Source organism: Methylobacterium sp. E-016 (assembly GCF_022829745.1).
In the GTDB taxonomy this organism is placed as follows: Bacteria; Pseudomonadota; Alphaproteobacteria; order Rhizobiales; family Beijerinckiaceae; genus Methylobacterium.
This window is the reverse complement of record NZ_JAKSYF010000012.1, coordinates 1-1,890: the sequence shown is the minus strand read 5'-3', so window position 1 is coordinate 1,890 and position 1,890 is coordinate 1. Positions and strand designations below refer to the sequence as shown.

The following is a 1,890-nucleotide window of genomic DNA, read 5'->3' as shown; positions in this document are numbered from 1 at the left end:
TGGCATCCCGGAGAACATCCGCTGTGACAACGGCCCGGAGATGATCGCGAAGGCTTTGCGGAAATGGGTCGCCAAAACCGGCCCGCAGATCCAGTACATCGCACCAGGATCGCCGTGGGAGAATGGCTATTGTGAGAGCTTCAATGGCAAGCTGACGGACGAGTGCCTACACCAAGAGATCTTCTACTCGTTCAAGGAGGCACAGACCGTGATCGGCATGTGGCAGAATACCTACAACCGCGTTCGACCGCATTCGTCCTTGGGCTATCGGTCGCCCGCGCCTGTCACCTTCCCGGACCTGGCCTTCCGGCTACCCATGGCCGCCACCATGCAGTAGCCTCTCAATCGGCTCGGTCCAAAATACCGGTCAGGTCAGGTGACCCACTCGCGAGCAGCGCGCTTAGATTTTGGTCGAGGATGCCCGGGCCGTATCGGCTGGTGAATCGCAACCAAGCCCAACAGATCGATCGCTGGCTTGTTGATGGTCTAGGCCAACAGAGCGCCGCCAGGGGGCGCCCTCGCCGCGACCGCCGCGCGACCCGATCGCGTCTTTGTCCGGGAAGGCTCCCCCGCGTGGGAGGCCTGGGCCCGGTATCTGTGCGGTCGCGGTTGCATGATGCCGACGACGATCGGCGGCCCCGAGGGCTGGCGCGTCGACAACGCGATTCCGCCGGCCGAGGTGGCATGATGTCGAGCCCGTCGGACTCCAAACCGCCTTCATTAAACTTAAAATTGCACTCGGCACTCGCTTCCATAAACTTTTACATTCGAGATGCATGGGCGGTTGATGACTATTAACCCAAACAACCTCACGGCGACAGCCAATCTGACGTTCAGCGAAGACTTCAATCTTTTTCGCACATGGAACGGGACGACTGGCCTTGATATTACGGCAAATGTGTTGGCGCCCCTGGGGAATGGCAATCCGGGCACGAGTGGGTACGCTAATAACGGTGAGCTACAATGGTACGTTAACCCGAATTATCAGCCTTCAAATGGGGGGGCGGCGCTTCCGAGCCCGTTTTCAACCCTGGATGGCGTGCTGACTATCGAAGCTCGGCATGCAGATGAGGCCATTCGGCCAACCATCCTCGGTCAGACCTATACGTCCGGCGTGGTCAGTACCTACCACGAGTTCAGTCAGACCTACGGCTACTTTGAAATGCGCGCGGAACTTCCGGCGGGCACCGGCCTCTGGCCGGCCTTCTGGCTGATGCCTGCAGACGGCAGCTGGCCGCCCGAGATCGACGTTATGGAACAGCTCGGGAAAGACCCGAGTACGATCTACACTTCGGTTCACAGCAAAGTTGGTGGTCTCGAGCAAGTCGGCTCTGGACACTTTCAAACCACGACGGGCGTTTCGATCGCTGACACAAGCCAGGGGTTTCATACCTATGGTGTCGACTGGGAATTAAACACCATTACTTGGTATTTCGACGGGCGTGAAATCTTTCAGGCGACTACTCCGGCCGATGCGAACAGGCCGATGTATATGATCGCAAACCTCGCAGTGGGCGGGTCATGGCCTGGTAATCCGGACGGGTCGACAACCTTTCCGGCCGAAATGAAGATTGACTACCTTCGGGCCTACAGCGCGCTGCCGACTGTGCCTGCTGCCCCTCATGAGCTCGACACCCTGACCTTCGGCGTGGCGCAGGATGCCTACGGTGAGGATGCGCAGTTCGTGGTGAAGGTAGATGGCGCCCAGGTGGGCGGCGTCCAGACCGCTCACGCCAGTCACGCTGACGGCGCTTGGGACGTGGTGAACCTCACCTGCGATTTCTCCGTAGTGTCAGACGTCACATTCCAGCTCATCAACGACGCCAGCGATGGTCACGGGCATGCCCGCAACTTATACATCGCATCGGTAGGTCCCGCCGCACATTTCGA

Annotated in this window: 2 protein-coding genes; both read left to right on the top strand. The window is 59.3% G+C overall.

Annotated features, from left to right (window positions below; genetic code table 11):
* A partial coding sequence (locus MKK68_RS00635; protein ID WP_244027562.1) for an integrase core domain-containing protein occupies positions 1-337 on the top strand: 337 nt, incomplete at its 5' end.
* Positions 338-787: 450 nt separating this feature from the next.
* Positions 788-1,890 (top strand): family 16 glycosylhydrolase (locus MKK68_RS00630; RefSeq protein ID WP_244027554.1); only part of this gene is annotated, 1,103 nt, incomplete at its 3' end.